21 protein-coding genes are annotated in these 25,334 nt (G+C 63.3%); 11 read left to right on the top strand and 10 right to left on the bottom strand.

Annotated elements, in window-relative coordinates:
* Nucleotides 1-141: 141 nt before the first annotated feature.
* The 4 genes from AC19YX_RS13565 to AC19YX_RS13550 all read right to left on the bottom strand — a co-directional run bounded on the left by AC19YX_RS13565 (nucleotide 142) and on the right by AC19YX_RS13550 (nucleotide 4,493).
* Complete coding sequence (locus AC19YX_RS13565) at nucleotides 142-1,116, bottom strand: FecR domain-containing protein (protein ID WP_500606450.1); 975 nt, start codon at nucleotides 1,114-1,116, stop codon at nucleotides 142-144.
* Nucleotides 1,113-1,631, bottom strand: a complete 519-nt coding sequence (locus AC19YX_RS13560; protein WP_500606449.1) for an RNA polymerase sigma factor — start codon at nucleotides 1,629-1,631, stop codon at nucleotides 1,113-1,115. Before AC19YX_RS13560 ends, AC19YX_RS13565 begins: the two co-directional genes overlap by 4 nt.
* Before the next feature lie 223 nt (nucleotides 1,632-1,854).
* Nucleotides 1,855-2,562 (bottom strand): 3'-5' exonuclease, encoded by a 708-nt coding sequence (locus tag AC19YX_RS13555; protein ID WP_500606448.1) that lies wholly within the window; start codon nucleotides 2,560-2,562, stop codon nucleotides 1,855-1,857.
* On the bottom strand, nucleotides 2,559-4,493 hold the full coding sequence (locus AC19YX_RS13550) for a putative nucleotidyltransferase substrate binding domain-containing protein (RefSeq protein ID WP_500606447.1): 1,935 nt from the start codon (nucleotides 4,491-4,493) through the stop codon (nucleotides 2,559-2,561). Before AC19YX_RS13550 ends, AC19YX_RS13555 begins: the two co-directional genes overlap by 4 nt.
* A gap of 258 nt (nucleotides 4,494-4,751) precedes the next feature.
* Between AC19YX_RS13550 and AC19YX_RS13545 the strand changes: the two genes are divergently transcribed.
* Nucleotides 4,752-5,198 (top strand): response regulator, encoded by a 447-nt coding sequence (locus AC19YX_RS13545; RefSeq protein WP_201128318.1) that lies wholly within the window; start codon nucleotides 4,752-4,754, stop codon nucleotides 5,196-5,198.
* A 248-nt stretch (nucleotides 5,199-5,446) separates the two neighbouring features.
* Here AC19YX_RS13545 and AC19YX_RS13540 read toward each other — a convergent pair whose 3' ends face one another.
* Nucleotides 5,447-7,624: a malate synthase G gene (locus AC19YX_RS13540; RefSeq protein ID WP_201128317.1), complete on the bottom strand. Its 2,178-nt coding sequence runs from the start codon at nucleotides 7,622-7,624 to the stop codon at nucleotides 5,447-5,449.
* A gap of 501 nt (nucleotides 7,625-8,125) precedes the next feature.
* On the opposite strand from AC19YX_RS13540, the gene AC19YX_RS13535 reads away from it, so the two are divergent.
* On the top strand, nucleotides 8,126-8,644 hold the full coding sequence (locus AC19YX_RS13535) for a glycine cleavage system transcriptional repressor (protein WP_078472821.1): 519 nt from the start codon (nucleotides 8,126-8,128) through the stop codon (nucleotides 8,642-8,644).
* Nucleotides 8,645-8,870: 226 nt separating this feature from the next.
* On the opposite strand, the gene rarD is transcribed toward AC19YX_RS13535, so the two are convergent.
* The 5 genes from rarD to AC19YX_RS13510 all read right to left on the bottom strand — a co-directional run bounded on the left by rarD (nucleotide 8,871) and on the right by AC19YX_RS13510 (nucleotide 14,711).
* Nucleotides 8,871-9,758 carry an EamA family transporter RarD gene (gene rarD / locus AC19YX_RS13530; protein ID WP_201128316.1) on the bottom strand — a complete coding sequence of 296 codons (888 nt, stop codon included), beginning with the start codon at nucleotides 9,756-9,758 and terminating at the stop codon, nucleotides 8,871-8,873.
* A gap of 207 nt (nucleotides 9,759-9,965) precedes the next feature.
* The gene (locus AC19YX_RS13525) at nucleotides 9,966-10,940 is read right to left on the bottom strand and encodes a serine/threonine protein kinase (protein ID WP_500606446.1); all 975 of its coding nucleotides are present in this window, start codon (nucleotides 10,938-10,940) and stop codon (nucleotides 9,966-9,968) included.
* 125 nt (nucleotides 10,941-11,065) lie between these two features.
* Complete coding sequence (locus AC19YX_RS13520) at nucleotides 11,066-12,967, bottom strand: PhoX family protein (RefSeq protein ID WP_500606445.1); 1,902 nt, start codon at nucleotides 12,965-12,967, stop codon at nucleotides 11,066-11,068.
* A 175-nt stretch (nucleotides 12,968-13,142) separates the two neighbouring features.
* Nucleotides 13,143-13,907 carry a TOBE domain-containing protein gene (locus AC19YX_RS13515; protein ID WP_078472825.1) on the bottom strand — a complete coding sequence of 255 codons (765 nt, stop codon included), beginning with the start codon at nucleotides 13,905-13,907 and terminating at the stop codon, nucleotides 13,143-13,145.
* A 63-nt stretch (nucleotides 13,908-13,970) separates the two neighbouring features.
* Entirely contained in the window at nucleotides 13,971-14,711 is a 741-nt protein-coding gene (locus tag AC19YX_RS13510; protein WP_500606444.1) for a ComFC family protein, read from the bottom strand.
* A 92-nt stretch (nucleotides 14,712-14,803) separates the two neighbouring features.
* Here AC19YX_RS13510 and bioB point away from each other — a divergent pair, with 92 nt between their 5' ends.
* The 9 genes from bioB (at nucleotide 14,804) to AC19YX_RS13465 (ending at nucleotide 25,271) form a co-directional block, all read left to right on the top strand.
* The gene (bioB, locus tag AC19YX_RS13505) at nucleotides 14,804-15,859 is read left to right on the top strand and encodes a biotin synthase BioB (RefSeq protein ID WP_078472827.1); all 1,056 of its coding nucleotides are present in this window, start codon (nucleotides 14,804-14,806) and stop codon (nucleotides 15,857-15,859) included.
* 125 nt (nucleotides 15,860-15,984) lie between these two features.
* Entirely contained in the window at nucleotides 15,985-17,163 is a 1,179-nt protein-coding gene (gene bioF / locus AC19YX_RS13500; protein WP_078472828.1) for an 8-amino-7-oxononanoate synthase, read from the top strand.
* A complete protein-coding gene (locus AC19YX_RS13495; protein WP_078472829.1) occupies nucleotides 17,156-17,887 on the top strand; it encodes an alpha/beta fold hydrolase in 732 nt (243 codons plus the stop codon). The genes bioF and AC19YX_RS13495 overlap by 8 nt, the downstream gene beginning before the upstream one ends.
* Nucleotides 17,880-18,692, top strand: coding sequence for a malonyl-ACP O-methyltransferase BioC (gene bioC / locus AC19YX_RS13490; protein WP_500606443.1), 813 nt, complete (start codon nucleotides 17,880-17,882; stop codon nucleotides 18,690-18,692). Before AC19YX_RS13495 ends, bioC begins: the two co-directional genes overlap by 8 nt.
* On the top strand, nucleotides 18,689-19,369 hold the full coding sequence (gene bioD, locus AC19YX_RS13485) for a dethiobiotin synthase (RefSeq protein ID WP_078472831.1): 681 nt from the start codon (nucleotides 18,689-18,691) through the stop codon (nucleotides 19,367-19,369). Before bioC ends, bioD begins: the two co-directional genes overlap by 4 nt.
* A 107-nt stretch (nucleotides 19,370-19,476) precedes the next feature.
* Nucleotides 19,477-19,773, top strand: coding sequence for a hypothetical protein (locus AC19YX_RS13480; protein WP_020295416.1), 297 nt, complete (start codon nucleotides 19,477-19,479; stop codon nucleotides 19,771-19,773).
* A 293-nt stretch (nucleotides 19,774-20,066) separates the two neighbouring features.
* Nucleotides 20,067-21,872, top strand: coding sequence for a phenylacyl-CoA dehydrogenase (locus AC19YX_RS13475; protein WP_020295417.1), 1,806 nt, complete (start codon nucleotides 20,067-20,069; stop codon nucleotides 21,870-21,872).
* 220 nt (nucleotides 21,873-22,092) lie between these two features.
* A complete protein-coding gene (locus tag AC19YX_RS13470) occupies nucleotides 22,093-23,385 on the top strand; it encodes a GGDEF domain-containing protein (RefSeq protein ID WP_043228644.1) in 1,293 nt (430 codons plus the stop codon).
* 89 nt (nucleotides 23,386-23,474) lie between these two features.
* On the top strand, nucleotides 23,475-25,271 hold the full coding sequence (locus tag AC19YX_RS13465; protein ID WP_500606442.1) for an acyl-CoA dehydrogenase C-terminal domain-containing protein: 1,797 nt from the start codon (nucleotides 23,475-23,477) through the stop codon (nucleotides 25,269-25,271).
* Nucleotides 25,272-25,334 lie beyond the last annotated feature (63 nt).

Raw genomic sequence — 25,334 nt, 5'->3', positions numbered from 1 at the left:
AAAGTGATAGGGCTGACTGAAAATAATTTTGATTTAGATAAAGGCGAGCTTCGATCGCGCCCGTTGCACCTGGCCAGCGCCTGTGTGGCAGAGGGGCAGCGCAGGCCTGCCGGCCACGGCGGCAATGCCGACCGCTGGGTTTCAGGGCTTGGCGTCGGCCTTGGCAGCCACCGTTACCCACCACGCCGTATGCCGTTCGATCTGCACCGGCAGGGTCGGCAGTAGCGCGGTCAGCGCCAGGTCGGTGTTGTGCAGCGGGAAGCTGCCGGTAATACGCAGGTCGGCGACTTCCGGGGCCACGCCCAGGTGGCCGCGGCGGTAGCGACCGAGTTCGCCGATCAGGTCTTCGAGCCGTGCGTTGTCCACCACCAGCATGCCGCGGGTCCAGGCGTCGGCGCCGGCGTTCAAGGCCTGGAGCGGGCCGAGCCCGTCACGGCGCATCAGTACCTGCTGGCCTTCCTTGAGGATCTGTTCGTTGGGGCTCGCCTGCGGACGAGCGGCGACGGCGGACTGCAGCACGCTCAGGCGGGTGCCCTGGTCCTCGCGCTTGACCAGGAACCGCGTGCCGAGGGCGCGCATGTGTCCGTCATCGGTTTCGACAATGAACGGGCGGGCGTCGCCGTGGCCGGTTTCGATCAGGATCTCGCCTTCCTGCAACACGATGCGCCGTTGCTTGTCGTCAAAGCGCACATCCAGCGCACTGTGGGTATTGAGGTTGATCACGGTGCCGTCGCTCAGGTGCAGGGTGCGCTGCTCGCCGGTGGCCGTGCGCTGGTCGGCCAGCCAATAGTTGAGCGGCAGGTAGCGTTCCCCGGCGAACAGCGCCAGGCCGATCATCAGCGCAACGCTGGCCAGGCCGCTGCCGAGCTTGCGCACCCGCCGGCGGATCCCTTCGCGCGATTGCAGCAGGGCCACCCGGGCCGGGCCCGAGGCCACGCTGAAGCGCTGGTCGAGCATGCCCAGCTGGCGCCAGGCCCGGGCATGTTCTTCATGGGCGGCGTGCCATTTGGCGAACTCCTCGCGCTCCACGGCGTTGCCGGAATCGAGCGACAACTGCCAGGCAATCGCCGCGTCCAGCACCTGGGACGAAACCGGCTTGGAGCTGATGGGGTTCATACCGGCTCACCGTACAGCGCGACGTAGCACTGACGGATGCCCTGGGCCAGGTACTGGCGCACGCGCGGCACCGAGACTCCGAGGCGCTCGGCAATCTGGGCGTGGCTCAGGCCATCCAGGCGGTTATAGAGGAACGCGGCGCGGGCCTTGCTCGACAGCTTGCCGAGCAGGCGGTCGATGGCCTTGAGGTCTTCGAGGATCATCTGCTGTTCTTCCGGCGAGGGGTGCTCGGCTTCCGGGATCAGCATCAGTTCGGTGAGGTACGCCTGCTCCAGGGCGGCACGGCGAAAATAGTCGAACAGCAGGCCCTTGGCGATGGCGACGAGAAAGGCCCGTGGCTCGCGCGGCGTGTTCAGTTCGTCGCGGCCCAGCAGGCGGACGAAGGTGTCCTGGCTCAGGTCTTCGGCCCGTTGCGGACAGGCCACGTTGCGTCGCAGCCAAGCCAGCAGCCAGCCGCGATGATCGCGATATAACGCGCCAACGAGCTCATTGTGGGGGCTTTGGGCTGACGACAACGGGCATCACCAATCGAGAAGTTTAAACTAACGAGAATTATTCGCGATTGTCGCAGGGGCGCAACGGCCGCGCAATGGGCGCCTGTCGGGTGGAACCTGTGGTTATGGCCATCAGGGACGCCGGGTTTAGCCGAGTGCGGGCGTTGCTTGGTGCCGCCAGGTGTGGAGCCGCTGCCGAGCCTGCGAGGCTGCGCTGCCCTGACCGGCACCGAAGATCCGCCGGTTAGAAAGAAGGCGCCTGCTGACGGCGCTTCCACTGGTTGAGGCGCTGTTGCAGGTTCAGCGGGCTGTGGATCTGCTGCTGGCGGGCACGGCTGAACAGGATCAGCGCCAGTTCTGCGGTGGCCAGAGCGTCGGCGGCGGCATGGTGGCGTTCGCCCACTTGCAGCTTGAACCAGTCGATCCAGTCATCCAGCCCGGCTTCGCGGATATTGGCTTGAGGGCACAGCAGCGGTGCCAGATCGGCGATATCCATAAAGCTGTGTTGCAGGCGATAACCCAGGCTGTCTTTCAGCGCCCGACCGAGCATGTGCTGGTCGAAGGGTGCGTGGAAGGCCAGCACCGGGCTGTCGCCGACAAACTCCATAAAGTCCAGCAACGCCTGGGCCGGGTCACAACCGGCGGCAATCGCGCTCGGCCCCAGGCCATGGATCAGCACGCTGGGGCTGAGCTTGTGGTCGACCCGCAGTAAGGTGCGCTCGAATTGCTGGCTGAAGTCGATAGCGCCGTCCTCGATCACCACCGCACCGATCGACAGCACCTGGTCGCGATTGAGGTTCAGGCCGCTGGTTTCCAGGTCCAGCACCACCCAGCGCTGTTGCCGCAGGCTGCATTCGCCCAATGGCGCCGGGGCCGGCAGGCGGTCGCGGCGCTGCTGTTGTTCGGGGGTGAGGCTGGCACTGGCGGGGCGCAGCCAGGCGAACAGGCTCATAGCTGATACCGCAGGGCCAGGCTGCTTTGCAGGCGCTGGGCCTGGCGCAGGGATTCACGCAGGATGCGCCGGTCCAGGTGGTTGAGGCGGTCCGGGTCGACGCGGTTGGAGTAGGGCAGGTTCTCGCGGGTTTGCCGCTGGTGCTGTTGCATGCGGGTCTGCTGGATAAAGTGGTAGGCCTCTTCATAGGCCGCGCCGTCCAGGGGCTCGATCACTTCCCTGGCCACCAGTTGGCGCAGGCGCTCCAGGGTGTTGTTGGCGCTGATGCCGTTGGCCAGCGCCAGCAGGCGGGCGCCGTCGACGAAGGGGGTCAGGCCCTGGACCTTGAGGTCGAGGGTGGCCTTTTCGCCGTTCTTTTTCGCCAGCACAAATTCGCGGAAGCGCCCCACCGGCGGCCGCTGACGCAAGGCGTTCTCCGCCAGCATGCGCTGGAACAGCCGGTTGTCGGCCACCTGGTCGAGGATGCCGCGTCGCAGTTGCTCGCAGCCTTGTTCATCGCCCCAGACCACCCGCAGGTCGAAGTAGATGCTGGAGGCCAGCAGGTTTTCCGGGGTGGCTTCGCGGATAAAGGCGGAAAAACGTCGGGCCCATTCGGCGCGGGACAGGCACAGCTCGGGGTTGCCGGCCATGATATTGCCCTTGCACAGGGTAAAGCCGCACTGCGCCAGGCTTTGATTGATCTGCTGGGCCAGGGGCAGCAGCTTGCCGCGGATCTCGGCAGCGTGGGCCGCGTCGCGGGCGTCGAACAGAATGCCGTTGTCCTGGTCGGTGTGCAGGGTCTGCTCACGGCGGCCTTCGCTGCCGAAACACAGCCAACTGAAGGGCACGCCGGGATCGCCGCGGTCGGCCAGGGTCAGTTCGATCACCCGGCACACGGTGTGGTCGTTGAGCAGGGTGATGATGTGGGTGATCTGGGTCGAGGACGCGCCGTGGGCCAGCATGCGTTCCACCAGTTGCCCGATCTCGCCGCGCAGCGCCACCAGGTTCTCGACCCGTGGGGCATTGCGGATGGTACGCGCCAGGTGCACCAGATCGACCCGTTGCAGGGAAAACAGGTCACGCTCTGAGACCACGCCGCACAGGCGCTGGTCCTTGACCAGGCAGACGTGGGCGATATGGCGCTCGGTCATGGCGATGGCCGCGTCGAACGCGCTGTGGTCCGGCGTCAGGTAGAACGGGCCGTGGGTCATGTGCCGTTCGATCGGCTGAGTGAAATCATCGGTGCCGTCGGCTACCACCTGGCGCAGGTCGCGCAGGGTGAAAATACCGATCGGCGCCTTGTGCTCATCCACCACCACGATGCTGCCGACCTGTTGCTCGTGCATCAGGGTCACGGCTTCGCGCAGGGGGGTGACGGTGCTGCAGGTCACGGGATGACGCATGGCCAGCTCGCCCAGGCGGGTGTTGAGCGAGTATTGGGTGCCGAGGGTTTCCACGGCTTTTTGCTGGACCTGCTGGTTGACCTGGTCCAGCAGGCTGCTGACCCCGCGCAAGGCGAAGTCGCGAAACACCGAGGACAGGGCAAACAACTTGATAAAGGACGGCTTGTTCAGTTGCAGGCAGAAGGTGTCCTCGGCCGCCAGGTGTTCGGTACGCGTGGCCCGTTCGCCCAGCAGGGCGGCCAGCGGGAAGCATTCGCCGGTGGTGATCTCGAAGGTGGTCTCGGTGCCGCCCTTGGCCGTGTGCGGACGTTCGCCGACCACTCGGCCCTGTTTGACGATGTAGAAGTGTTCCACCGGCCCGTCGGCGGGCTTGATGATGCTCTCGTCAGGCCCGTAGAAGCGCAGTTGGCATTGTTCTACCAGGTAGGCCAGGTGGGCGTTTTCCATCTGGTTGAACGGCGGGAACCGTTGCAGGAACTGCATGGTGCCGTGGATGTTCTGCAACACCGCGGTTTTCCCTGCCTGGGTGAAGGCATCCGCTTTACTCATAACTATTACCGCAGTCTTTTTGGATTTGTTGTGGTCGGATCAACAGCCATGGTCGGCCCCTGTGCCCGGGGTGCCCATTGGACGTAAGTCTAGGTAGGGCTTCAATCGTGGGGATTTCGTCTAAGCCCGGGGTCGTTAGCGCAAAAAAAGTGCTCAACAGACCTCTTGGAAAAGTTTCCGACGAAGTGCACATTGAAGGCCTGCTTAGCGATGTCTGACCACTGTGCTAGGGGATTGACTTGAACATGTAGGAAACCTATGTCCGACCACGATATTTTGAGTGACGCCGAGCGCGAGGCGCTAAGCGCAGTCATGCTGGAGCCCGACCTGCCGCCACAGCGTGTATTGATTGCCGATGACGACAAAGATGCGCGCGAGTTGCTTTCGGAAATCCTCGGACTGGATGGCATCCGTTGCGTAACCGCTGCCAGCGGCAAAGCGGCACTGGAGCTGTTGAACTCGAATAAATCCATCGGACTGCTGATCACCGACCTGCGCATGGCGCCTTGCAATGGCCTGGAGCTGATCCGCCAGGTGCGCGAATCGGAACGGGCGGCGTTGCCGATCATCATCATTTCCGGCGACGCCGACGTGCGCGACGCCATTGCGGCCATGCATTTGAGCGTGGTCGACTTCCTGCTCAAACCCATCGACACCGACAAGCTGCTGAGCCTGGTCAAGCACGAACTGGGCGTGGTCCCCTAGGCTCTGTACGAAAACTACCTGCGCTTCGATCATGCTGCGTTGAAAAACAGGCTCGGGCGCGAGTCCGATCGGAATGCTCATGTAGGTCCCTACAGTCGAACGCGACCCCGGCCGTTCCTCGTCTGTTTTTGTCTTGCCTGATCTTTGCTCGGCGAGTTTTCGTACAGGCCCTAGACGCCGTCACCCATGTTGCAAAAAAAAGCCCCGATCAGTGATCGGGGCTTTTTCATTGGGCTAGCGCCGCATTGTTACAGGCCGTTCTTGGCCTTGAACTCGCGACGACGACGGTGCAGCACCGGCTCGGTATAGCCGTTTGGCTGCTTGGTGCCTTCGATCACCAGTTCGACCGCCGCCTGGAAGGCGATGTTGCTGTCGAAGTCTGGCGCCAGAGGACGGTACAGCGCGTCGCCGGCGTTCTGCCGGTCAACCACCGGAGCCATGCGCTTGAGGCTTTCCAGCACCTGGGCCTCGGTGACAACGCCGTGGCGCAGCCAGTTGGCGATGTGCTGGCTGGAAATGCGCAGGGTCGCGCGGTCTTCCATCAGGCCTACGTCGTTGATGTCCGGCACTTTGGAGCAGCCCACGCCCTGGTCGATCCAGCGCACCACGTAACCGAGGATGCCCTGGGCGTTGTTGTCAAGTTCGTTGCGGATTTCCTGCTCCGACCAGTTGGTGTTGCTGGCCAGGGGGATGGTCAGTATGTCGTCCACCGAAGCGCGAGGGCGCTTGGCCAGCTCGGCCTGGCGGGCGAATACGTCGACCTTGTGGTAGTGCAGGGCATGCAGCGCCGCCGCGGTGGGCGATGGAACCCAGGCGGTGTTGGCGCCGGCCAGCGGGTGGGCGATTTTCTGTTCGAGCATCGCGGCCATCAGGTCGGGCATGGCCCACATGCCTTTGCCGATCTGCGCGCGACCTTGCAGGCCGGTGCTCAGGCCGATATCGACGTTCCAGTTTTCGTAGGCGCCGATCCATTTTGCGGCCTTCATCTCAGCCTTGCGCACCACGGCGCCGGCTTCCATGGAGGTGTGGATTTCGTCGCCGGTACGGTCGAGGAAGCCGGTGTTGATGAACACCACGCGCTCGCTGGCCGCCTGGATGCAGGCCTTGAGGTTGACCGTGGTGCGGCGCTCCTCGTCCATGATCCCGACTTTCAGGGTGTTGCGTGGCAACGCCAGCACGTCTTCGATGCGGCCGAACAGCTCGTTGGTGAACGCCGCTTCTTCCGGACCGTGCATCTTCGGTTTGACGATGTAGACCGAGCCGGTGCGGCTGTTGCTGCGCGAGGTGTTGCCGTTCAGGTTGTGCACCGCCGCCAGGCTGGTGAGCAGGCCGTCGAGGATGCCTTCCGGCACTTCGTTGCCGTGCTTGTCGAGGATCGCGTCGATGGTCATCAAGTGACCCACGTTGCGTACGAACAGCAGGGAGCGACCGTGCAGCTTCAGGGTCGAGCCGTCGACGGCGGTGTACTCGCGGTCGGCGTTCATGGTGCGGGTGAAGGACTTGCCGCCCTTGGCCACTTCTTCCGCCAGGTCGCCTTTCATCAGGCCGAGCCAGTTGCGGTAGATCACCACCTTATCGTCGGCGTCGACGGCAGCTACCGAGTCTTCGCAGTCCATGATGGTGGTCAGTGCGGCTTCCATCAGCACGTCTTTGACGCCGGCGGCGTCGGTCTGGCCGACGGGACTGGTGGCGTCGATCTGGATTTCGAAGTGCAGGCCGTTGTGTTTGAGCAGGATCGCGGTCGGTGCCGCAGCGTCGCCGTGGTAGCCGATCAACTGGGCATCATCGCGCAGGCCACTGTTGCTGCCGCCCTTGAGGCCGACCACCAGCTTGCCGCCAACGATCTTGTAGCTCGTGGCGTCGACATGGGAACCCGCGCTCAGCGGTGCTGATTCATCGAGGAAGGCGCGGGCGAAGGCGATGACCTTGTCGCCACGAACCTTGTTGTAGCCTTTGCCCTTTTCCGCGCCGTCGGCTTCGCTGATGGCGTCGGTGCCGTACAGCGCGTCGTACAACGAGCCCCAGCGGGCGTTGGAAGCGTTGAGGGCGAAGCGGGCGTTCATGACCGGAACCACCAGCTGCGGACCGGCCATGCGGGCGATCTCGTCATCGACGTTTTGCGTCGTGGCCTGGAAGTCCGCTGCTTCTGGCAGCAGGTAACCGATGTCTTGCAGGAAGGCCTTGTAGGCCACAGCGTCGTGGGATTGACCGGCACGGGATTGGTGCCAGGCATCGATACGCGCTTGGAAATCGTCGCGTTTGGCGAGTAGGGCTTGGTTTTTCGGGGCCAGGTCATGGATGACCTTGTCGGCGCCGGCCCAGAACGAATCGGCGGTGAGGCCGGTACCGGGAATGGCTTCGTTGTTCACGAAGTCGAACAGGACTTTGGCGACCTGCAGGCCACCCACTTGAACGTGTTCAGTCATTGCTTGCCTCACTCTGCTCAGCTATTTCGCTTTTCAGCTCTTCAAATTGACAATGAAGCCCTGGCATTTAAACCACAAACCCCTCTACCAGTACATGCCATCGCGGGCGGCTGGCTGCTTCCAATCAACGGCGGAGCCTTGCTGACGGGGCTTTTGAGGGTTGCGACTGGGCCTTGGCAGACATCGGTCCAACGTTATGTAGTGCGCGCTGCGGCATACTACATGATCAATTGCGCTTGTGAAAATTAGACTAAATACGTCGTTCCGCGACTAAAGTTGCTCCTTTGGTCACGCAAGTGGCGGTCATGTTCTCAAAAAGCGCACGGATTGTTCCATATAAATTCAAATAGTTGTACACGATTTGTGTCTTTGCGCCTGGCCCTCGGCTGCCAGTGCCCCTTCCGAGCGGTCTGTCGCGGGATTCACTGGCCGCAGGTGGGCCGGCGAGGCTTGCCTATACTTGCGCTTCTATAACAAAAGTCATGATCAGAGGACTGCGCCATGGACCATCTCGTACTCACCGTATTCGCCCCGGACAAGCCCGGACAGGTCGAGCGCATTGCCCAGTGCATTGCCGAGCACGGGGGTAACTGGCTGGAGAGCCGCATGTCGCGTATGGCGGGGCAGTTCGCCGGGATCCTGCGCGTCGGGGTGCCGGCCGAAGCTTATGACGAACTGGTGGACGCACTCCAGGGCTTGTCGAGCCACGGGATTCGCGTGCTGATCGCTGAAAGTGGTATCGAGCAGTCCTGCACCTGGAAGCCGATCGCCATGGAGTTGGTGGGCAACGACCGGCCGGGTATCGTGCGCGACATCACCCGGCTGCTCAGCGAGCAGGGGGTCAACCTGGAACGGTTGGTGACTGAAGTGCGCCCCGCGCCTATGAGCAGCGAGCCGTTGTTTCATGCCGAGGCAGTCCTTGCGGTGCCCCTGACCTTGTCCCTGGATGTGCTGCAGGCGCGCCTGGAAACCCTGGCCGATGACCTGATGGTCGAATTGGTGCTGCGCAGCGAGACCTGAGCCCGGCACTGCCGGTTATCCAAGTTTAAGGTGCATGCGCCTGTGGATAACCTGTAGAGACAGGTCTCCAGCCCAAAGGGGCCGGGGCTCTCCAGGGTTTGATCAAAAAATCATCAGTTTTCAAGGGCTTGTGCACAAACGCCGGGGATCATGCTGTGGATAACCTTGGGAAGGATGCTTGCAGGCCACGTGAGCCGTGACCTGCAAGCTGTTGTTCGTTTTTTGATCAGCTGCGGCGCCGCAAACTCAACCAGGCATCCACGCTGTACACCGCCAGGCCCGCCCAGATGAACATGAACGCCACCAGCGTGCTGGAGGACAGGTGTTCATCAAACAGCAGCACCGCCTGCAACAGCACCAGGGTCGGTGCCAGGTACTGCAAGAAGCCCAGGGTGGTGTAAGGCAAATGCCGCGCAGCCGCGTTGAAACACACCAGCGGCACCAGGGTGACCGGGCCTGCGGCCACCAGCCACCAGGCTTCGGAGCTGCCCCAGAACTCGAGCTGGGCGCTGCTCGCCGTCGGGTTGAACAGCAGCCAGGCCACCGCAATCGGCACCAGCATCCAGGTTTCCACCACCAGCCCGGGCAATGCCTTGACCGGTGCCTGCTTACGGATCAGCCCGTAGAAACCGAAGGTCAGCGCCAGCACCAGCGACACCCAGGGCAGGCTGCCCACCTGCCACACCTGTTGCGCCACACCCACCGCCGCCAGCACCACGGCCAGCCACTGCAGACGTCGCAGACGCTCGCCAAGAATCAACATGCCCAGCAGCACATTCACCAGGGGGTTGATGTAGTAGCCCAGGCTGGCCTCCAGCATCCGGCCGTTGTTCACCGACCAGACGTACGTCAGCCAGTTGGCGGCGATCAAGGTGCCGCTCAAGGCCAGGATCGCCAGGCGTTTAGGATTCTCCCGCAGCTCGCGCCACCAGCCGGGGTGTTTCCAGACCATCAGCAACAAAGCGCCGAACAACGCCGACCACAGGACCCGGTGAATGATGATTTCAACCGCGGGCACGCTGGCAATGGCTTTGAAGTAGAGGGGGAACAGGCCCCAGATGATGTAGGCACTCAGGCCCAGAATGTACCCGTGACGCGGGTTGGCGGCTTGCATGCAGAATCCTTGCTTAGGCAGCTAACAAAGCGACGATTGTAAGGAGATTTGTCTGAAACTGTCGTGAGACTTTGTTAACAGTCGTGCGCTGGGGGCCAGGTGCATGGGCGGTGTTCGTGAAGGACTGCGTCCGAACGCGGCCCGAGCCTGCGGCAGCGGCGACGAGCAGTCCCGGCCCTGGGCCAGGGCCGGGCGTGCAACGGCGGCTCAGAACAGTTTCAGCGGCTCTTCATTGAGTGCCGACAGCTGCTCGCGCAGGGCCAGGACCTGGTCGCCCCAATAGCGTTCGGTGCCGAACCACGGAAAGCTGTGGGGGAATGCCGGATCGTCCCAGCGCCGTGCGAGCCAGGCGCTGTAGTGCATCAGACGCAGGGCGCGCAGGGCTTCGATCAGGGCCAGTTCCCGTGGGTCGAAATCGTGGAATTCGCTGTAGCCATCCATCAATTCCGACAACTGCCCGAGACATTCCTGACGATCACCCGCGAGCATCATCCACAGGTCTTGCACGGCCGGCCCCATGCGGCAGTCGTCGAGGTCGACGATATGGAACATCTCGTCACGGCACATCATGTTGCCGGGGTGGCAATCGCCGTGCATGCGGATGTTGGTGTGCGGCGTGGCCTTGTACACCTCTTCCACGCGCTTGAGCAGATCCCGCGCCACTGACTCGTAGGCGGGCAGCAGGCCCTTGGGTATGAAATTGCCTTCAAGCAGGGTGGCCAGGGAGTCGTGGCCGAAGTTTTTCACCCCCAGCGCCTCACGGTGCTCGAACGGCTTGGTGGCGCCGACCGCGTGCAAACGGCCGAGCAACTGGCCCAGTCGATAGAGCTGGTCGAGGTTGCCCGGCTCCGGTGCCCGGCCGCCACGGCGCGGGAACAGGGTAAAGCGAAAGCCCGCGTGCTCGAACAGGCTGGCGCCGTTGTGGATCATCGGCGCCACTACCGGTACGTCGCACTCGGCGAGTTCGAAGGTGAAGCGGTGTTCTTCGAGGATGGCTTCGTTGGTCCAGCGCTGGGGACGGTAGAACTTGGCGATCAGTGGTTCGCCGTCTTCGATGCCGACCTGGTACACGCGATTTTCATAGCTGTTGAGCGCCAAAACGCGGGCGTCGCTGAGAAAACCGATGCTTTCTACGGCGTCGAGGACCAGATCCGGGGTCAGTGTTTCAAACGGGTGCGACATGCTCACTCCTGCGCGCAGCAGGCTGCCGCGTAAGGCCACGCATGGTAGCGCACACCGGCCCGGATAGGTGGCGGCTTTAGGCTTGGTCGGGATGTCTCGGTGGATGACATCCCGGCCTGAGCGGGTCAGGTGCCGACGATCCCGCCGTCTTCACGGCGGATGGCCATGACCGAAGAACGCGGCTTGCCGTTGGGCAGGTGCTCGGGGAACGTCGAGCCGCCGTTTTCGCCCGGGTGCTGGATCCCGACAAACAGGGTTTTCTGGTCGGGTGAGAAGCTGATGCCGGTGACTTCGCAGCCTACCGGGCCGACCATGAACCGGCGGATCTCGCCGCTGGCCGGGTCCGCGCAGAGCATCTGATTGTTGCCCATGCCGGCGAAGTCGCCGCTGTTGCTGACATCGCCATCGGTCAGGATCCACAGGCGCCCGGCCTGGTCGAACCCCAGGCCGTCGGGGCTGTTGAACATGTTCTGTGGGGTGATGTTCGATGAGCCGCCCTTGGCTTGCCCCCCGTGCACCGAAGGGTTGCCGGCGACCACGAACAAGTCCCAGGCAAAGCTCATGGCGCCATGGTCATCGCGGTCGGTGCGCCAGCGCAGGATCTGCCCATAGACGTTTTTCTCCCGCGGGTTGGGGCCGCCCACCGGCTGGCCGTCTTCGCCGCGTTTGACGTTGTTGGTCAGGGTGCAATAGACCTGGCCATCCTTGGGGCTGACCACTATCCATTCCGGCCGGTCCATGCGCGTGGCTTTGACCACGCTGGCGGCCAGGCGGGCATGGATCAGCACCTGGCCCTGGTCGGCAAAGCCGCTGGCGGCATCGAGCCCGTTCTTGCCGTGGCTCAGCTCGATCCATTGGCCCTGGCCCTTGGGAAGGTCGGGATTGCTGTCGCCGCCATCGAAGCGCGCCACGTACAGCGTGCCGTGGTCCAGCAGGTCGCGGTTGGCCTTGGGGTTGCGGTGGTCGATCTTGTCGCGGCTGATGAATTTGTAGATGAACTCGCCGCGTTCGTCGTCGCCCATGTAGACCACGGCGCGGCCATCAGCGGTTTCGGCCAGGGCCGCGTTCTCGTGCTTGAAACGGCCCAGGGCGGTGCGTTTGACCGGGGTCGACTGCGGATCGAACGGGTCGATTTCCACGACCCAGCCATGGCGGTTGAGTTCATTGGGGTTGTGCGCCAGGTCGAAGCGCGGATCGTGGGGGTGCCAGTTGATCTCTTTGCTGGCGGCCACCGCGCCGTAGCGTTTTTGTGCGGCATCGAACGTCTGTTCGGCGTTGCTGCTGCCAAAGCAGTCAGTGAAGTTCTCTTCACAGGTCAGGTAGGTGCCCCACGGGGTTTTGCCGTTGGCACAGTTCTGGAAGGTGCCGAGCACGTGCTTGCCCTGGGCATCGGCGGCGGTCTTCAACAGCGCATGACCGGCGGCGGGACCGCTCAGGCGGATCGGCGTGTTGCCGTGGATGCGTCGGTTGTAGCGCGAGCTCTGGACGAACTGCCATTGGCCGTTCTTGCGTTGCACTTCGATCACCGACACGCCTTCGCTGGCCTGGGCCTTGCGCACTTCTTCGGCCGATTGCGGCATGCCGCCGTGGGCATAGAGGTAGCGGTAGTTGGTGTATTCGTTGTTGATCGCCATCAGCGCGCGCTGATCGTCGCCGGGGAAGGCGAACAGGCTCATGCCGTCGTTGTTGTCGCCGAATTGCAGCTCCTGGGCCTGGGCGCTGCCGTTGCCTGTGGGGTCGAAGGCCGGGCCGTTGTTGTGCAGCGGCTGACCCCAGCTGATCAGCACCGACGCCGTGTAGCCCGGTGGCAGGCTGAGGCTGTCAGCGGTGGCCGCGGCGATGCCGGTAAAACCCAGCAGCGGGCTGAAACCGGCGTTGATGCTGGCGGCCAGCGCACTGCGGCTCAGCAGGCTGCCCCCCAGGAACACTGCCGCGCCGCACAGCGCACCGGCGCCGATGAAACCACGGCGGCTGAGGCCGACGATTTGCTCCAGGTCCGTGGGTTGGTCTTCTTCTAATAGGCTCATGTCAGGCTTCCTGCGATTTTTGCAGACACCTTAATCAGCCCTGATGACAAAAATGTTGCAGCCATATGTCCCGCCCGTAGCCACTGCCGCCAGGCTGCGCTGGCCGGTCCGGGCGCCGGGGCATTGCGGTTGAAATGCGTTGTTTTCAAGGGCCAGCGCAGCCTGGCGGCAGTGGCTACAGCGGGGTGCCGAGGAGGACGTTGGAGGGGGAAAACTGAACCTGGACCGGTTGGTTCACCGCGAGGCCTTGGGCCTTGAGTTGCGAGGACTCGACCAGGGCGCACAGGGTCGGGCCGTTGGGCAGGCTGATCCGAACCTCCCAGGGGCCGTCTTCGGCGTCGAGGATCTGCTCGATGCTGCCGGTCAGGCCGTTGTGCCCGGCGGTAATGGGCTGGCCGAGTGCTTGCAGCTCCAGCCAGCCGGCCTTGATCAGCGCCACCACTTCGGTGTCGGGCAGCAGTTCCAGGCGCTGGGTGCTGTCGTGGGTGATCTGCGCCTGGATCACCAGGCCTGGGGCCAGTTCCAGGCTGATCAGGTCATTGCGACCGAGCCCCTCGATCGCCACCACCTTGCCGTGCAGCTGGTTGCGCGCGCTGGTGCGCAGCATCAGGCGGCCCAGCAGGTCGAGGTCGCTGGCGTCCTCGGCGGCTTCCAACACCTGGGCCTGCAAGGCTTGCAGGCGCAGGTACAGGCGCAACACCCGTTCACCTTCAGCCGAGAGCTTGGCGCCACCCCCGCCCTTGCCGCCGACGCTGCGTTCCACCAGGGGCTTTTGTGCCAGGTTATTCAACTCATCGATGGCGTCCCAGGCCGCCTTGTAGCTGAGCCCGGCGCTTTTGGCCGCGCGGGTGATCGAGCCTTGCTCGGCGATGTGCTGCAACAGGGCGATGCGTTGCGGGCGGCGGACGATGTGCTGGGTCAACAACGTGGGCAAGGACATGGCAGGGCACTGTGAACGCTGGAGGTGGAGGCTGAGTGTGCGGCTTGAGGGGCGAGAGTCAAGTCAGGCCGGCTCCCCGGGTTTGGGTGTGCGGGCCAGGCAATACACGTCGACCCGGTGCGCACCGGCATCCAGCAGCAGTCTGGCCAGGGTTTCGGCAGTGGCGCCGGTGGTGAGCACGTCATCCACCAGGGCCAGGTGACGGCCGCCAACCCGGGTCTTGTCCGCCAGGCTGAAGGCCCGACGCAAGTTGCGCCGCCGGGCGTAGGCGTCCAGGCCTTGCTGCGCCGGGGTGTCCTGCATCCGCAGCAGCATGCCTTCATCCACGGCAATCCCCAGGCCCTGGCCCAGCCATTGGGCAAGCAGCGCCGCCTGGTTGAAACCGCGTTCGCGCAGGCGCCGGCTGGCCAGGGGCACCGGTAACAGCAGCTCCGGACGCGGGAGGCCGTCATTGAAACGATGATGCAGGGATTGGCTGAGAAGTTCGCCGAGCAGGCGGCCAAACGGCCACTTTGCCCCGTGCTTGAAGCGGGTGATCAAACTGTCGACCGGGAAGCCGTAGCTCCAGGGCGCTACCACCTGGGAAAACGCCGGCACCCGCCTCAGACACTCGCCGCAGGTCAGGCCCGCCTGGGGCAAGGGCAGGGCGCAGATCCGGCATTGCGGGCCTAACCAGGGCAGCTCGGCTTCGCACTCGACGCAAATGGGCTGCGGGTTATCGCAGGGTTCATCGCAGAGCAAACAGGTTTGGTTGTTATTTAACCAGATGTAAACCGGTCCTTCGTATTCTGGTTGACAGTGCATGGCGCTTCCTTAAATATGCCGAACATCCGTGTCGCGGCTGTGGGTATCCGATTACCCCGTCGTCTGCCCCAAGCATAATCAAGGAATCGCCCATGAGCGCCAGCACCACCGCCACCTTGCGTCATGACTGGTCTTTGGCTGAAGTCAAAGCCCTGTTCGTTCAGCCGTTCAACGACTTGTTGTTCCAGGCGCAGACCGTGCACCGCGCGCATTTCGATGCCAACCGGGTCCAGGTGTCGACCTTGCTGTCGATCAAAACCGGGGCCTGCCCGGAAGATTGCAAATATTGTCCGCAGTCCGGCCACTACAACACCGGGCTGGAAAAAGAAAAGCTGATGGAAGTGCAGAAGGTCCTTGAAGAGGCCGCTCGCGCCAAGGCCATTGGTTCGACCCGATTCTGCATGGGCGCGGCCTGGAAGCACCCCTCGGCCAAAGACATGCCCTACGTGCTGCAGATGGTGCAGGGCGTCAAGGCCATGGGGCTGGAGACCTGCATGACCCTGGGGCGCCTCGATCAGGAGCAGACCGAAGCCCTGGCCAAGGCTGGCCTGGACTACTACAACCACAACCTCGACACCTCGCCGGAGTTCTACGGCAGCATCATCACCACCCGCACCTACAGCGAGCGCCTGCAAACCCTGGCCTACGTGCGTGATTCGGGGATGAAGATCTGCTCCGGTGGCATCCTCGGCATGGGCGAGTCCCTCGATGACCGCGCCAACCTGCTGATCCAACTGGCCAACCTGCCCGAGCACCCGGAGTCGGTGCCGATCAACATGCTGGTGAAAGTCGCCGGCACGCCGCTGGAAAACGCCGAGGACATCGACCCGTTCGACTTTATCCGCATGCTCGCCGTGGCCCGCATCCTGATGCCGCAATCCCACGTGCGCTTGTCTGCGGGACGTGAAGCGATGAACGAGCAGATGCAGGCCCTGGCGTTTTTCGCCGGCGCCAACTCGATTTTCTATGGCGACAAGTTGCTGACCACCGCCAACCCGCAGGCCGACAAGGACATGCAACTGTTCTCGCGCCTGGGGATCCTGCCCGAAGCCCGTGAAGAGCACGCCGATGAAGTGCACCAGGCGGCAATCGAGCAGGCGCTGGTGGAGCAAAAGAGCAGCGAGCAGTTCTACAACGCCGCGCTCTGACTGCCCCCAGTCTGTAGCCGCGGCCTTGGACCGGGGCGTGAGGACCTTGCATGCGTCGAGGTCCCGCTCACCTGTCGCAGCCCGGGGCAGCGGCTCCAGCCACTCTTTTGATCACCGAGGCCTGCATGTCTTTTGATCTCGCCGCGCGCCTCGCTGCCCGCCGTGCCGAAAACCTCTATCGCCAACGCCCCCTGCTGGAAAGCCCCCAGGGGCCTGAAGTGGTGGTCGATGGCCAGCCGTTGCTGGCGTTCTGCAACAACGACTACCTGGGCCTGGCCAACCACCCGCAAGTCATCGAAGCCTGGCGCGCCGGCGCTTCGCGTTGGGGCGTGGGCGGTGGCGCCTCGCACCTGGTGATCGGCCACAGCGGCCCGCACCACGCACTGGAAGAAGCCCTGGCCGACCTGACCGGACGCCCGCGAGCGCTGTTATTCACCACCGGCTACATGGCCAACCTGGGGGCGGTCACGGCCCTGGTGGGGCAGGGCGACACGGTGCTGGAAGACCGTCTCAACCACGCGTCCCTGCTGGATGCCGGCCTGTTGTCCGGGGCGCGTTTCAATCGGTATCTGCACAACGATGCGGTCAGCCTGGCCAAGCGCCTGGAAAAAGCCACCGGCAATACCCTGGTGGTCACCGACGGCGTGTTTAGCATGGACGGCGACCTGGCCGACCTGCCGGCGCTGGCCCGTGAAACCCGGGCCAAGGGCGCCTGGCTGATGGTCGATGACGCCCATGGTTTCGGCCCGCTGGGGGCCAATGGCGGCGGGATTGTCGAGCACTTCGGCCTGAGCCAGGACGACGTGCCGGTGCTGGTCGGCACCCTGGGCAAGGCGTTCGGTACGGCCGGGGCCTTTGTCGCCGGCAGCGAAGAGTTGATCGAAAGCCTGATCCAGTTTGCCCGGCCCTACATCTACACCACCAGCCAACCCCCGGCGCTGGCCTGCGCGACCTTGAAAAGCCTGGAACTGCTGCGCAGCGAGCATTGGCGGCGCGAGCACCTCAATGGCCTGATCCGCCAGTTCCGCCGTGGCGCCGAGCAGATCGGCCTGGCGTTGATGGACAGTTTTACCCCGATCCAGCCGATCATGATTGGCGACAGCGGGCGCGCCATTCGCCTGTCGCAGATGCTCCGCGAACGCGGCCTGATGGTCACGGCCATCCGCCCGCCAACCGTGCCTGCGGGCAGTGCGCGCTTGCGTGTGACCTTGTCCGCAGCCCACAGCGAAGCCCAGGTCCAGCTATTGTTAAACGCACTGGCTGATTGTTTTAGCGAACTGGGACCGGAGCCAAGCCATGCGTGATCGACTGATTCTGCTGCCGGGTTGGGGCCTGGGCATTTCCCCGCTGGAGCCGCTGGCGGCGGCGTTGCAGGGCCTGGACCAGCACCTGAAGGTCGAGATCGAGCCTTTGCCGGAGCTGGAGTCCAGCGACCTCGGGGACTGGCTCGATGAACTCGACGCGGATTTGCCGGACAACGCCTGGCTCGGCGGCTGGTCGCTGGGCGGGATGCTGGCCAGTGAGCTGGCGGCGCGCCGTGGCGATCGCTGTTGCGGGTTGCTGACCTTGGCCAGCAACCCGAGCTTTGTGGCCCATGGCGAGTGGACGAGCGCCATGGCCGGGGAAACCTTCGATGCCTTTCTGGCCGGCTGCAACGCCGACTCGCGACTGACCCTCAAGCGTTTCGGCCTGCTCTGTGCCCAGGGCGCCGAGGACCCGCGCGGCCTGTCGCGCCTGCTGCTGGGTGGTGCGCCGAATACCCCGCCGGCGGTGTTGATGGCCGGGCTGGAGTTGCTGGCGCAGCTGGATACACGGGACGCGTTACAGGCGTTTCGTGGCCCGCAGTTGCATCTGTTTGCCGGGCTCGACGCGCTGGTGCCGGCAGAAGCTGCGAGCGAGTTGCTGGCGTTATTGCCCGATGTCGAGATTGGCCTGATTGAACAGGCCAGCCACGCGTTTCTTCTGGAAGACCCCCACGGTGTGGCGGGGGCGATCCAGGCCTTTTTGCATGAGTCCGGTGATGACTGATCTGTCCCTTCCTCCATTACCCGGCGGCTTGCCGGACAAGCGCCAGGTCGCGGCGTCCTTTTCCCGTGCCGCAGCCAGTTACGACAGCGTCGCCGATCTGCAACGGGCGGTGGGTCATGAGCTGCTGCGGCGCCTGCCGCCTGAGCGGTCGTTCGCCCGCTGGCTGGATATAGGCTGCGGTACCGGGTATTTCACTCGGGCCCTGGCCGAGCGTTTCCCTGGGGCCCAGGGGCTGGCGCTGGATATCGCCGAAGGCATGCTCGATCACGCACGGCCCCTGGGGGGCGCGCAGTATTTTATTGCCGGGGATGCCGAACGCCTGCCGTTGCGTTCAGACAGCTGCGATCTGCTGTTCTCCAGCCTGGCGGTGCAGTGGTGTGCGGATTTCGCCTCGGTACTGCGAGAGGCGCACCGGGTGCTGCGCCCCGGTGGTGTGCTGGCGTTTGCCAGTCTGTGTGTCGGGACCTTGCAGGAGCTGCGTGACAGCTGGCGGCAGGTCGATGGCATGGTGCACGTCAATCGGTTCCGCGAGCTCGGCACTTATCAACAGCTGTGCGCGGCCAGTGGCCTGCGAATTTTGAGCCTGCAATCCCGGCCCCATGTGCTGCATTATCCGGATGTGCGCAGCCTGACCCATGAGTTGAAAGCCCTGGGCGCGCATAATCTGAACCCCGGACGCCCCGGCGGCTTGACCGGACGCGCCCGGATCATGGGCCTGATCGACGCTTATGAGGGCTTTCGTCAGCCTCAGGGTCTGCCCGCGACCTATCAGGCGGTGTACGCCGTGTTGGAGAAGCCGCAATGAGCCCTGCCTATTTCATCACCGGAACCGATACTGATGTCGGCAAGACCACCATCGCCGCCGGGCTGCTGCATGCTGCGCGTCTGGCGGGGTTGAGTACGGCGGCCGGCAAGCCGGTGGCGTCCGGCTGTGAAGTGACGGCCAAGGGCCTGCGCAATTCGGACGCCCTGGCGCTGATGGCGGAGTGCTCCCTGGCCCTGGACTATGCCGAGGTCAATCCGGTGGCGTTCGAACCGGCCATCGCCCCCCATCTGGCGGCGCGCGAGGCGGGGGTGGCCTTGACGGTGCAATCGTTGCTGCTGCCCATGCGCCAGATCCTGGCCCGGGGCGCCGATTTTACCCTGATCGAAGGCGCGGGCGGCTGGCGTGTGCCCCTGGCTGACCAGGACAATCTGTCGGACCTGGCCATGGCCCTGGACCTGCCGGTGATCCTGGTGGTGGGGGTGCGGCTGGGTTGCATCAGTCATGCGCTGCTGACCGCCGAAGCCATCGCCCGGGACGGGCTGCAGCTGGCCGGCTGGGTGGCCAATATCATCGATCCCAAGACCTCCCGCCTGGAGGAAAACCTCGCCACCCTGGCTGAACGCCTGCCGGCCCCGTGCCTGGGTCGAGTGCCCAAGCTCAAGCCTCTCAGCGCCCAGGCGGTGGCCGAACACTTGCAGTTGGACCTGCTGGACTAGATTTTGCCTATGACAAGGCAGATTGCCATTAGTGTTTTTGACGGGTGTTTTTTTGACGGGTCTGCTTCAATGAGCGTCGTTCATCCTTAATCAGGTCGAGTCCTCCCATGGAAATTTCAGGGAATACCGCTTTCTACGCGGGTCTGAGCAGCATTCAGACCGGGCAGAACCGTGTCGATCAGGCCGCCAGCCAGATTGCCAATACCACCATCGAGCGCTCCGTCACCAGCCAGTCTTCCGACGTCCAGGTTGATCGCTTGCGTTCAGTGGACCGCAGCCAGCAGTCGGATCTGGAATCGAGCATGGTCGAGATGTCCATGGGCAAGGTGCAGGCCGAACTGGGTGTGAAAATCGCCAAGGCCAGCGATGAAATGCTCGGTACGTTGATCGATACCTACGCCTGATTCCCGCGCCGGCCTGCTCCTTCAGAAGGGGCGGGCCAGACTGCGCCGCTTCTCCCTTCCTGTTTCTCAAGCGCTGCCTGCCAGCGTCGCTACTTCATTCGTGGCCTGACATTTTTCGTGGCATTCGCCGCGGGCCTTTGCCTGCGCGGCGTTCAGCGGCGTGATGACGAATGGCGGTTGCGCGGTGCTTGACAAGAATTAGGCGTAAACGTATGTTTCAAACAACTGTTTGACCGCCATAATAAATCCACGCGGTTGTTCATTCCCGGTTACATCAGCAGAGGTTTATCGCTATGCCTGACTACAAGGCCCCCTTGCGTGATATTCGCTTCGTTCGTGACGAACTGCTCGGCTACGAAGCGCACTATCAGAGCCTTCCGGCGTGCGCAGACGCAACTCCGGACATGGTTGACGCCATTCTCGAAGAAGGCGCCAAGTTTTGTGAGCAGGTGCTGGCTCCGCTGAACCGCGTGGGTGACATTGAAGGCTGCACCTGGAGCGAGTCCGGCGTTAAAACCCCGACTGGCTTCAAAGAAGCCTACAAACAATTTGTCGAAGGCGGCTGGCCAAGTCTGGCGCATGACGTAGAGCACGGTGGCCAAGGCCTGCCGGAGTCCCTGGGTCTGGCCGTGAGTGAAATGGTTGGCGAGTCCAACTGGTCGTGGGGCATGTACCCAGGCCTGTCCCATGGTGCGATGAACACCATCTCCGAGCACGGTACGCCCGAGCAGCAAGACGCTTACCTGACCAAGCTGGTCTCCGGCGAATGGACCGGCACCATGTGCCTGACCGAACCGCACTGCGGCACCGACCTGGGCATGCTGCGCACCAAGGCCGAACCTCAGGCCGACGGTTCCTACAAAGTCTCCGGCACCAAGATTTTCATCTCGGCCGGTGAACACGACATGGCCGACAACATCGTCCATATCGTCCTGGCCCGCCTGCCGGATGCCCCTGCGGGCACCAAAGGCATCTCGCTGTTTATCGTTCCCAAGTTCCTGCCGAACGCCGACGGTTCGATTGGTGCGCGCAACGCCGTGAGCTGTGGTTCCCTTGAACACAAGATGGGCATCCACGGTAACGCCACCTGCGTGATGAACTTCGACGCGGCCACCGGTTTCCTGATCGGCCCGGCGAACAAAGGCCTGAACTGCATGTTCACCTTTATGAACACCGCGCGCCTGGGCACCGCCCTGCAAGGCTTGGCCCATGCCGAGATCGGTTTCCAGGGCGGCCTGAAATACGCTCGCGATCGCCTGCAAATGCGCTCCCTGACTGGCCCGAAAGCGCCGGACAAGGCCGCTGACCCGATCATCGTGCACCCTGACGTACGCCGTATGCTGTTGACCATGAAGGCGTTCGCCGAAGGCAACCGGGCGATGGTCTACTTCACCGCCAAACAGGTCGATATCGTCAAATACGGTGTGGACGAAGAAGAGAAGAAGAAAGCCGACGCGCTGCTGGCGTTCATGACGCCCATCGCCAAAGCCTTCATGACTGAAGTCGGCTTCGAGTCCGCCAACCACGGCGTACAGATCTATGGCGGTCACGGCTTCATCGCCGAGTGGGGCATGGAGCAGAACGTTCGCGACAGCCGTATTTCCATGCTGTACGAAGGCACCACCGGCATCCAGGCCCTCGACCTGCTGGGCCGTAAAGTGCTGATGACTCAAGGCGAAGCGCTGAAGGGCTTCACCAAGATCGTCCACAAGTTCTGCCAGACCAACGAAGGCAACGAAGCTGTCAAAGAGTTCGTCGCACCATTGGCTGCGCTGAACAAAGAGTGGGGCGAGCTGACCATGAAGGTCGGTATGGCAGCGATGAAAGACCGTGAAGAAGTGGGCGCCGCCTCGGTGGACTACCTGATGTACTCCGGTTACGCCTGCCTGGCTTACTTCTGGGCCGACATGGCGCGCCTGGCTGCCGAGAAACTGGCTGCCGGCACCAGCGAAGAGGCGTTCTACACCGCCAAGCTGCAGACTGCGCGCTTCTACTTCCAGCGCATCCTGCCGCGTACTCGCACTCACGTGGCCACCATGCTGTCGGGCGCCAACAACCTGATGGACATGAAAGAAGAAGACTTCGGCCTGGGCTACTAAGCCTTACCGGCGTCGATGCAAAGGCCGCTTTTCCTTCGGGGAAAGCGGCTTTTTTATGCCTGGCGATCTGCCAATAAAATTCCTGACTAAAACGCTAAGAAGAATGTCTTGCCTGCCGTTAAAGAGATGGCAATGTGATGTCTGTCACATTGATTGTGCTTAACTGCATGCAATGCAGGCACAATGCCATCTACTGATTAGCCGCGTCGGAGCTTTACCCTTGCCGCGTTCTTCTGCTGTACGTTTCAGTCACTTTTTACCGTCTTTGCTGCTGTTGCTTGCGGGGCTCGCGGCTGCCTACGTCAAGGATCTCAACGTCTTCTTCACCTCGCTGTTCAACGTCCTGCCGACCTTGGTGCTGCTGCTCGGCGGCGCCTATTGCGCGGTCTATCGGCGCCAGCGCGAGCTGTTCCTGATGGTCACGGTGTACATCGCCTACTTTCTGCTCGATACTCAGACCGACTACTACCGCGACAACGGCAAGGTCCGTGAGGACGCTGCGGTGGTCTTTCACTTGGTGTGCCTGTTGCTGCCGCTGCTGTTCGGGCTGTTTGCCGCCTGGCAGGAACGAACCCACCTGTTCCAGGACATGGTGGCGCGGTTTGCCGTGCTGCTGGCGTTTGGCAGCGTGGCCCTGGGCTTTGAGCAAAGTTACCCACAGGCGCTGTTGAACTGGCTGGCGGAAATCCGCTGGCCGGCGCTGCATGGCGCCTGGATGAGCCTGATCCAGCTGTCCTACCCCGTGTTCCTGGCAGCGTTCCTGTTGCTGGCGGTGCAGTACTGGCGCAATCCACGGCCCTTGCACGCGGCGCAACTGGTGGGCTTGCTCGGGCTGTTCTGGATGCTGCCCAAGACTTTCATCCTGCCGTTCACCCTGAACATCATGTGCAGCCAGGTGATGTTGATGATCGCCGCCGCGGTGGCCCATGAGGCGTACCAGATGGCGTTCCGCGATGAGCTGACTGGCCTGCCGGGGCGCCGTGCCTTGAACGAGCGCATGCAGCGTCTGGGTCGCAACTATGTGCTGGCGATGAGTGACGTCGACCACTTCAAGAAATTCAACGACACCCACGGCCACGATGTCGGCGACCAGGTGCTGCGCCTGGTGGCCAGCAAGCTGTCGAAAATCAGTGGCGGCGGGCGCGCCTACCGCTATGGCGGTGAGGAGTTCGCTCTGGTATTCGCCGGCAAGACCCTGGAAGAATGCATGCCGCACCTGGAGGTGATCCGTGAGTCGATTGCCAGCTACAACATCCAGTTGCGCAACCAGGACAGCCGGCCCCAGGACGATCACCAAGGCCGCCAGCGCCGAGCGGGCGCCGGAGCCTCCAGTGTGTCGGTGACGGTCAGCATTGGTGTGGCCGAACGCCTGGTGGAGCATCGCTCCCCGGAAGAGGTGCTCAAGTCCGCCGACCAGGCCCTGTACAACGCCAAGGGCGCCGGTCGTAACTGTGTTATCGCCTTCGGCCAGAACCGCCGTGGCGCGGTGCGCATGGACAGCGCTGCGGGTTGAGTGATGATGGCGCATTCAGCGTCTGGACTGTGATTGGCAGGCCTGGTGGGCAGCAGTAGCGTGGGCTATCTGCTGCCGGAGACACGACCATGCCTGAGTACAAAGCCCCGCTGCGCGACATGCGCTTTCTGATCGACCATGTGTTCGACTTCCACGCCAACTACGCGGCCCTGGGCGCGACCGACGCCAGCCCGGACATGGTCGACGCGATCCTCGAAGAGGGGGCGAGGTTCTGCGAGAACGTACTCGCGCCGCTGAACCGCTCCGGGGACGAGGAGGGCTGTCACTTCGAAAATGGCGTGGTCACCACCCCCAAGGGCTTCAAGCAGGCCTTCGCGCAGTACGTCGAAGGCGGCTGGCACGGCCTGGCAGCGGATCCGAGTTACGGCGGCCAGGGCTTGCCGCAGTCCCTGGGGCTGGTCATCAGCGAGATGGTCGGTTCCAGCAATACGTCCTGGGGCATGTACCCGGGGCTGACCCACGGTGCGATGTCGGCGATCCACGCCCATGGCTCCAGCGAGCAGAAAGTCACCTACCTGAGCAAACTCACCAGCGGTCAGTGGACCGGCACCATGTGCCTGACCGAAGCCCATTGCGGCACCGACCTGGGCATCATCAAGACCCGCGCCGTGCCTCAGGCCGATGGCAGCTATGCGGTCTCCGGGAGCAAGATTTTCATCTCCGCCGGCGAACATGACCTGAGTGACAACATCATCCACCTGGTGCTAGCCAAGCTGCCGGATGCGCCGGCGGGGACCAAGGGCATTTCGCTGTTCATCGTGCCCAAGTTCGTGCCTGACGCCCAAGGCGAGGCGGGCGAGCGCAATGGGGTCAGCTGTGGCTCCATCGAGCACAAGATGGGCATCAAGGCATCGGCCACCTGTGTGCTCAACTTCGATGGGGCCAGGGGTTATCTGATCGGCGAGGCCAACAAGGGCCTGAACTGCATGTTCACCATGATGAACCATGCGCGCCTGGGCACCGGGATGCAGGGCTTGTGTCTGGGCGAGGCGAGCTTCCAGGGCGCGATCAAGTACGCCAACGACCGCCTGCAGATGCGCTCGCTGACCGGGCCCAAGGCCCCGGACAAGGCGGCGGACCCGATCATCGTCCACCCGGACGTGCGGCGCATGTTGCTGACGATGAAGGCCTTCAACGAAGGCAACCGGGCGCTGACCTATTTCACCGCGCAACTGCTGGACGTGGCCCACCTCGGCGCGGACCCGGAGCAGCGCCAGGATGCCGAAAACCTCCTGGCCTTCCTCACCCCGATCTGCAAGGCGTTCATGACCGAGACCGGGCTGGAAGTGACCAACCACGGCATGCAGGTGTTTGGCGGCCACGGGTTTATCCGCGAATGGGGCATGGAGCAACTGGTGCGCGATTGCCGCATCGCCCCTATTTATGAAGGCACCAACGGCATCCAGGCCCTGGACCTGCTGGGGCGCAAGGTCCTTGGCAGCCAGGGCAAGCTGCTGCAGGGGTTCACCCGGATCGTCCACAAGTTCTGCCAGGCCCAGGGTGAGCACCCGCAGCTCAAGGCCTATGTCGCGCAGCTCAATGGCCTGAATCAGGAGTGGGGCACACTGACCACCCAGGTCGGCATGGCGGCGCTGAAGAATCCCGATGAAGTGGGGGCCGCTGCCCTGGATTACCTGATGTACAGCGGCTACATCATTCTCGGCTACCTCTGGTTGCGCATGGCACTGGTGGCTCAGGCGCAGCTCGATGCCGGCGAGGGTGACCGGGATTACTGCACGGCCAAGCTCGCGACCTGTGAGTTTTACTTCAAGCGTCTGCTGCCGCGTACTGCAACTCATCGGGCGGCGGTGGAAGCCGGCAGCGACTGCCTGATGCAGCTGCCAGCGGAGTTGTTCGCGCTTTAACCTGTTCGATCAAGCCGTTGAAAGCCCGCCTGGTGCGGGCTTTATCATGTCCGGAATCCTGTG

It is taken from the genome of Pseudomonas sp. MF09150 (assembly GCF_059862355.1).
Note: the sequence above shows the minus strand (reverse complement) of the source record. Positions and strands in the feature narration are given on the sequence as shown.

Excerpts from the sequence above, each read along its gene's own strand:
- AC19YX_RS13565 (WP_500606450.1), bottom strand. The coding sequence starts at position 1,116 with ATGAACCCCATCAGCTCCAAGCCGGTTTCGTCCCAGGTGCTGGACGCG.
- AC19YX_RS13555 (WP_500606448.1), bottom strand. The coding sequence starts at position 2,562 with ATGAGCCTGTTCGCCTGGCTGCGCCCCGCCAGTGCCAGCCTCACCCCC.
- AC19YX_RS13550 (WP_500606447.1), bottom strand. The coding sequence starts at position 4,493 with ATGAGTAAAGCGGATGCCTTCACCCAGGCAGGGAAAACCGCGGTGTTG.
- AC19YX_RS13545 (WP_201128318.1), top strand. The coding sequence starts at position 4,752 with ATGTCCGACCACGATATTTTGAGTGACGCCGAGCGCGAGGCGCTAAGC.
- AC19YX_RS13540 (WP_201128317.1), bottom strand. The coding sequence starts at position 7,624 with ATGACTGAACACGTTCAAGTGGGTGGCCTGCAGGTCGCCAAAGTCCTG.
- AC19YX_RS13535 (WP_078472821.1), top strand. The coding sequence starts at position 8,126 with ATGGACCATCTCGTACTCACCGTATTCGCCCCGGACAAGCCCGGACAG.
- rarD (WP_201128316.1), bottom strand. The coding sequence starts at position 9,758 with ATGCAAGCCGCCAACCCGCGTCACGGGTACATTCTGGGCCTGAGTGCC.
- AC19YX_RS13525 (WP_500606446.1), bottom strand. The coding sequence starts at position 10,940 with ATGTCGCACCCGTTTGAAACACTGACCCCGGATCTGGTCCTCGACGCC.
- AC19YX_RS13520 (WP_500606445.1), bottom strand. The coding sequence starts at position 12,967 with ATGAGCCTATTAGAAGAAGACCAACCCACGGACCTGGAGCAAATCGTC.
- AC19YX_RS13515 (WP_078472825.1), bottom strand. The coding sequence starts at position 13,907 with ATGTCCTTGCCCACGTTGTTGACCCAGCACATCGTCCGCCGCCCGCAA.
- AC19YX_RS13510 (WP_500606444.1), bottom strand. The coding sequence starts at position 14,711 with ATGCACTGTCAACCAGAATACGAAGGACCGGTTTACATCTGGTTAAAT.
- bioB (WP_078472827.1), top strand. The coding sequence starts at position 14,804 with ATGAGCGCCAGCACCACCGCCACCTTGCGTCATGACTGGTCTTTGGCT.
- bioF (WP_078472828.1), top strand. The coding sequence starts at position 15,985 with ATGTCTTTTGATCTCGCCGCGCGCCTCGCTGCCCGCCGTGCCGAAAAC.
- AC19YX_RS13495 (WP_078472829.1), top strand. The coding sequence starts at position 17,156 with ATGCGTGATCGACTGATTCTGCTGCCGGGTTGGGGCCTGGGCATTTCC.
- bioC (WP_500606443.1), top strand. The coding sequence starts at position 17,880 with ATGACTGATCTGTCCCTTCCTCCATTACCCGGCGGCTTGCCGGACAAG.
- bioD (WP_078472831.1), top strand. The coding sequence starts at position 18,689 with ATGAGCCCTGCCTATTTCATCACCGGAACCGATACTGATGTCGGCAAG.
- AC19YX_RS13480 (WP_020295416.1), top strand. The coding sequence starts at position 19,477 with ATGGAAATTTCAGGGAATACCGCTTTCTACGCGGGTCTGAGCAGCATT.
- AC19YX_RS13475 (WP_020295417.1), top strand. The coding sequence starts at position 20,067 with ATGCCTGACTACAAGGCCCCCTTGCGTGATATTCGCTTCGTTCGTGAC.
- AC19YX_RS13465 (WP_500606442.1), top strand. The coding sequence starts at position 23,475 with ATGCCTGAGTACAAAGCCCCGCTGCGCGACATGCGCTTTCTGATCGAC.